This is a genomic window from Burkholderia sp. Se-20378, from assembly GCF_017104665.1.
GTDB classification, from domain to species: Bacteria; Pseudomonadota; Gammaproteobacteria; order Burkholderiales; family Burkholderiaceae; genus Burkholderia; species Burkholderia lata.
This window is the reverse complement of record NZ_JAAGPG010000541.1, coordinates 1-5,551: the sequence shown is the minus strand read 5'-3', so window position 1 is coordinate 5,551 and position 5,551 is coordinate 1. Positions and strand designations below refer to the sequence as shown.

Below are 5,551 nucleotides of genomic sequence, written 5' to 3'. Positions count from 1 at the left end.
GTCGCGCACCTATGCATGGCCGTTCCAGATGCACGGCTCGATCGGCCCGTCATGCGCGCTCGCCGACTATCGCGAACCGGGCGCCGGCCGGATCACCGTGTGGTCCGGCACGCAGAATCCCGTGTCGCTGCGCTACGACCTCGCGACGCTCGTCGCGCGCGACGAAGCCGATTTCGACGTGGTGCGGATGGAGGCGGCCGGCTGCTACGGCCGCAACGGCGCGGACGACGTGTGCGGCGACGCGCTGCTGCTGTCGCGCGCGGTCGGCCGCCCGGTGCGCGTGCAGCTCTCTCGCGCGGACGAACATCTGTGGGAACCGAAAGGCACGGGCCAGCTGATGCAAGTGACCGGCACCGTCACACGCGACTGCCGCCTGCTCGGCTACGACTTCACGACGCGCTACCCGTCGAACGACGCGCCGCTGCTCGCGGCGCTGCTGACCGGCACGATCGCGCCCGAGCCGCGCGTGTTCGAGATGGGCGACCGCACGGCCGTGTCGCCGTACGCGAGCCCGCATCGCCGCTTCGTCTGCGAGGATCTTGCACCGCTCGTGCGTGCGTCGTGGCTGCGCGGCGTGTCGGCACTGCCGAACTCGTTCGCGCACGACGCGTTCGTCGACGAATGCGCGGCGCTGACCGGCGTCGACCCGCTTGCGTTCCGGCTGCGCCATCTGCAGGACACGCGCGCAACCGAACTGCTGCAGGCCGTGGCCGACCGCGCAGGCTGGACGCCGCGCGCGCAAGGCACGCCGCACGAACCCGCTGCGTCGCGGCTCGTGCGCGGCCGCGGGGTCGCCTATGCGCGCTACGTGCACAGCCGCTTCCCCGGCTTCGGCGCCGCGTGGTCGGCCTGGATCGTCGACCTGAGCGTCGATCGCGTGTCGGGCGAGATCCGCATCGAACGCGTCACGGTCGGCCAGGACACGGGCACGATGATCAACCCGGATGGCGTGCGCCACCAGATCCACGGCAACGTGATCCAGGTATTGAGCCGCACGCTGAAGGAGCGCGTGCGCTTCGCCGACGGCAAGGTCGCGTCGCGCGAATGGGCGAGCTATCCGATCCTGACCTTCGCGGAGGTGCCGGACGTCGATGTCGTGCTGATGCCGAGGCAAGGCGAGCCGCCGCTCGGCGCGGGAGAATCGGCGTCGGTGCCGGGCCCGGCCGCCGTCGCGAATGCATTGTTCGATGCGACCGGTGTGCGGTTCTACGCGCCGCCGTTTACGCCGGAGGCGATCCGGGCGGCGCTGCGCGACGCAGGCAGGCTGATGACGGCCGACGCGGCTGGTGCGCAGATGGCAACCAGCACGGCTTAATGGCTGCCGGTTTCATCGCGGAATCAAGTGCAAGCCCGCCGACAAACGGGCCGGCCAGACTGGCATGACTGCCGCCCCGCGCGCGACGCGCATCATGCGTCGCCGTCTTCTTCCATCATCTTGCGCAGCAGGAACTGCAGCGCGACCCGCTCGCCCGGATTGAGTGCGCCATACGTGCGCTCCGTCACCTGCCGCGCGAACGGTACCGTGCGGTCGATCAGCGCGAGACCGGTTGCGGTGGCGCGCACGATCAGCTTGCGACCGTCGTTCGGATCGGGCAGCACCTCGATCAGCGCGCGCGCCTTCAGCCGATCGACCACGCCGCGGATCGTCGCCTGGTCGATCGCGGTCGCCTTGACGATGTCGTTCAGCGAGCACCCCTGGCGCTCCTTGACCGCACACAGCGTGACGAACTGCGCAGCCGTGAGATCCGAATCGGGGATCGCTTCCTGGAAGATCGACACGTGCCGCTGATACGCGCGGCGCAACAGGTGCCCGACCTGGTCGTGAAAGTCGTAGGAATCCTTGGAAGACGCCATGAAGGTGCAGGCCCGTGCCGCATGTAAGTGAAAGACAAGCAGTGTACACCCTCAATTTGGCCCGGCCGGCGGCCAGCTTGCCGCTTCATTGCGGTGCATCAGGATTCGCGGCACCGGGCACGCAGCGCGCCTGACGATCGCCTGACGGCTGCACATCGTCCGCCGGAAACGTCGTCGAAACGGCAGGCCATGCACGTTCGCACCTGCTGCTGCGCACGTGCTTGCGCGCTTCTGCAAACTTCCGTGCATACACTTCACTTTTAAGCGCATACACACGAATTTTGTGCATACCGCCGCATCTCCACACCCTCTTTCAAAACGTAGGAATCACCATCAAAAACCTCATTAAACACGCGGCTTTTCTTACGCAAACGCTTGCCAGAACGCGGCTTGAATCGTGCCTGTGCGATTCGGTATTTTCTAGTGTGTACGCTATTTAATTGCCGTGATATACAGACTCCAGTGCGCAGCGGAACGTCCGCTCGCGTCGATCGGCCACCCATTCATCCGTCACATTCGAACAGGGGCAATCCCATGTCTACCGCACACCCGAGCGCCGCCGTTTCCCCCGACGACGCGCTGCACGGCAATCTCTATCGCAAGGTCACGCTGCGCCTGATTACCCTCTTCTGCCTGTGCTACTTCGCGGCCTATCTCGACCGCATCAACATCGGGCTCGCGAAACTCCAGATGCTCGACGCGCTGAAGTTCAGCGATACCGTGTACGGGCTCGGCGCCGGCCTGTTCTTCGCCGGCTACATCCTGTTCGAAGTCCCGAGCAACCTGGTGCTGCAACGCGTCGGTGCGAAGCTGTGGATCGCGCGGATCATGATCACGTGGGGCCTGCTGTCGGGTGCGACGATGTTCGTGCACACGCCGACGCAGTTCTACCTCGTGCGCTTCCTGCTCGGCGCGGCCGAGGCCGGCTTCCTGCCGGGCGTGCTGCTGTACCTGACGCAGTGGTATCCCGATGCGCGCCGTGCGCGGATCGTCGCGCTGTTCATGGTCGGGCTGCCGCTGTCGAGCATGATCGGCAGCCCGATCTCCGGCTGGATCATGCGCGCGTTCGACGGCACGCACGGGCTCGGCGGCTGGCAGTGGCTGTTCCTGCTCGAAGCGCTGCCGTCGGTGCTGCTCGGTTTCGCGGTGCTGCGCTGGCTGCCCAACAGCATCGAATCCGCGCAGTGGCTGAATGCCGACGAGAAGCACGCGTTGCGTGCGAACCTCGACGCCGACCCGTCCGGCAACAAGAGCCATGCGCTCGGCAAGGCGTTCTCCGATCCGAAGGTATGGGCGCTCGGCCTGATCGACCTGTGCGTGCTGCTCGGCCTCTATGCGGTGAGCTTCTGGCTGCCGACGATCCTGCGCGACACCGGCGTGAAGGATGCGTATCACATCGGCTGGCTGATGGTGATCCCGAATGCCGCGGCCGTGCTCGCCACGCTGTACTGCGGCGCCAGTTCCGACCGCGCGCGCGAACGCCGCTGGCACATCGTCGTGCCGTTCATGGTGTCGGCCGTCGCGCTGGCGATCGCGGCCTCGTCGTCGCACGGCACGTTCGGCACGGTGCTGCTGTTCTCGCTGATCAACGCGGGCGCGGCCGCCGCGATGCCGGTGGTCTGGGCATTGCCGTCGACGTTCCTGAAGGGCTCGGCCGCCGCCGGCGGGATCGCGTTCGCGTGCTCGATCGCCAACCTCGGCGGGTTCGGCAGCACCTACTTCATCGGCTGGCTGCGCGACACGTTCCATTCGCAAAGCGCGGGGCTGTACGGTTTCGCCGCGTGCATGGTGATCGGTTGCGCCCTCGCGCTCGCCTATCCGGCCCGGCTCGTGAACCGCTGACGCAGCGCGTCGCTCGCGCGACGCGGTCGTTTTTACAACCGCGCCGGTCGCGCGGGCCGACCCACCCCACACTACCTGCCCCGCCCCGCGCGCGCCGCTCCACCGGCGCGTGCGCGCTTCGCCCCACTGCCTTACCGCGCCGCTTCCCGCCCCCTTCCCGCCCGCCTTCCCGCCCGCCTTCCCGCCGCCCTTCGCCACGCAGGCACATCGCTTGCGCCATCCACGCGCCCGCCGCTCCGGCGGACAGCATCCTTCCCTCAACCGGCGCTGCGCACCGCGCGATCCTTCGCGCGGCGATCCCGCATCGCAAGCAGGTTCCCTGAACGAGAGGACAACATGAAATCAATACGAACGCTGGTCGCGCTGTGCTCGGTCGTTTCCGTGCTCGCGGCATGTGGCGGCGACGGCAACGACGTCGGCACCGAGCTCGGCATCTCGAAGCCGCAGGCGCGCTTCATCAACGCGGTGCCGGCCGGGCCGAACCTCGACTACTACCTGAACGCGAAGCTCGACCAGAGCGGTATCGCGTACAAGGGCGTGACGCGCTATCACGATGTCGACTCGGGCACGCAGAACGCGAGCTACGACATCTCCGGCACGACGTCGACCATCGCCGCGCAATCGTTCAGCGCGGCAAACGGCCATCACTACACGACGATCGCGCTGCCGAGCACGACGTCGCTGATCTCCGTGATCGACGATCCGTACGACAAGGGCCTGCTGTCGGACAAGGCGCGCGTGCGCAGCTTCAACGCGTCGCCGAACGCGCAGAACGTCGACATGTACGTCGTCCCGCCCGGCACCGACATCACGACGCAAAGCCCGACGCTCGCGGGCGCGGCCTACCAGAACGCGGTGCCGGCATCGACGCAGGATTCGATCTACCTGAACGGCGGCAGCTACCAGGTGATCGTCACGACGGCCGGCAGCAAGACGCCGATCCTCAAGACCGCGCCGGTCACCATCAACAACAACGCCGACTGGCTGCTGCTGACGATCCCGTCGGGTGGGGTCGGCGACGCGACGCCGAACGATATTCACGTGCTGGTTGCGCAGGGCAACGACGCTGATACGTCCGCGCAGGAACTCGGCCCGCAGTAAGGACCGCCAACGGTTACGGCGGCCGGCGCAATCGTGCCGGCCGCCGTACCTTCTCGCGTCGCAGTCAGTTGTTCCGCTCCAGGACGATCACATGCTCGGCGCGCGTACCGTCGCCGTGCTCGACGTCGACCGCGCCGACATGACGCACGTGCCAGCCCGGCCGTGTCGCGATCTGCGGCAGGTTGCCGGACGGCCGGCTCTCGATCCCGCCGAGCCCTTCGTCGGGCGTCTCGACCGCTTCGTCGAGCGACGCGTTCGAATAAATCACGTTGTCGTGCCACTTCGACGCGCCTGTGGCCGCTTCCATGCCCTTGCCGTCGACGTCGACCGTGCTGTCGGTCATCGCCATGTTCGCGTTGTCGAGCGTCGGGATCCGGGCGGCCGCTCGCCGTACGGGGTCGGCACTGTCGGGCGCATGCGTGCCGCGTTCGATCGGCGGCAGGCCGGTCGGCGTCTTCGCTGCAATCATTTCGGGCGTCAACGGGCGCCCGCTCGCCGCAGCGGGCATGCGGCGCGCCGCCGGCGCTGTCGCCGGGCGCTTGGCCGCCTCGTCTCGCCGATATTTCGGGTCAGGGTTCGATTCCGCGTTCTGCATTGCACCTCCTTGTCCGGCCGGCGGGCACCGGCATCAGGCTGGCGCCGCCGGTCCGGGAATCGCTACAACGGTCCTTGCAAATCTTTCATGTGTGCGGCAGGGCACGCGCACACCACCCGGCGCACGTGCCAGGCCGGCACGGAGATCGGAAGCGCAACC

At 67.6% G+C, this 5,551-nt stretch carries 5 protein-coding genes; 3 read left to right on the top strand and 2 right to left on the bottom strand.

The features are described from left to right. Positions 1 to 1,315 (top strand): xanthine dehydrogenase family protein molybdopterin-binding subunit (locus G3N93_RS33190; protein WP_206134855.1); only part of this gene is annotated, 1,315 nt, incomplete at its 5' end. A gap of 92 nt (positions 1,316 to 1,407) precedes the next feature. On the opposite strand, the gene G3N93_RS33185 is transcribed toward G3N93_RS33190, so the two are convergent. Then, entirely contained in the window at positions 1,408 to 1,854 is a 447-nt protein-coding gene (locus G3N93_RS33185) for a MarR family winged helix-turn-helix transcriptional regulator (RefSeq protein ID WP_046549825.1), read from the bottom strand. 534 nt (positions 1,855 to 2,388) lie between these two features. Here G3N93_RS33185 and G3N93_RS33180 point away from each other — a divergent pair. Together G3N93_RS33180 and G3N93_RS33175 are read left to right on the top strand one after the other, a co-directional pair. Beyond that, the gene (locus tag G3N93_RS33180; protein ID WP_174936053.1) at positions 2,389 to 3,696 is read left to right on the top strand and encodes an MFS transporter; all 1,308 of its coding nucleotides are present in this window, start codon (positions 2,389 to 2,391) and stop codon (positions 3,694 to 3,696) included. Positions 3,697 to 4,032: 336 nt separating this feature from the next. Then, positions 4,033 to 4,797 carry a DUF4397 domain-containing protein gene (locus G3N93_RS33175; RefSeq protein ID WP_206134854.1) on the top strand — a complete coding sequence of 255 codons (765 nt, stop codon included), beginning with the start codon at positions 4,033 to 4,035 and terminating at the stop codon, positions 4,795 to 4,797. Positions 4,798 to 4,861: 64 nt separating this feature from the next. Here G3N93_RS33175 and G3N93_RS33170 read toward each other — a convergent pair whose 3' ends face one another. Then, positions 4,862 to 5,392 carry a DUF3005 domain-containing protein gene (locus tag G3N93_RS33170; RefSeq protein ID WP_206134853.1) on the bottom strand — a complete coding sequence of 177 codons (531 nt, stop codon included), beginning with the start codon at positions 5,390 to 5,392 and terminating at the stop codon, positions 4,862 to 4,864. Positions 5,393 to 5,551 lie beyond the last annotated feature (159 nt).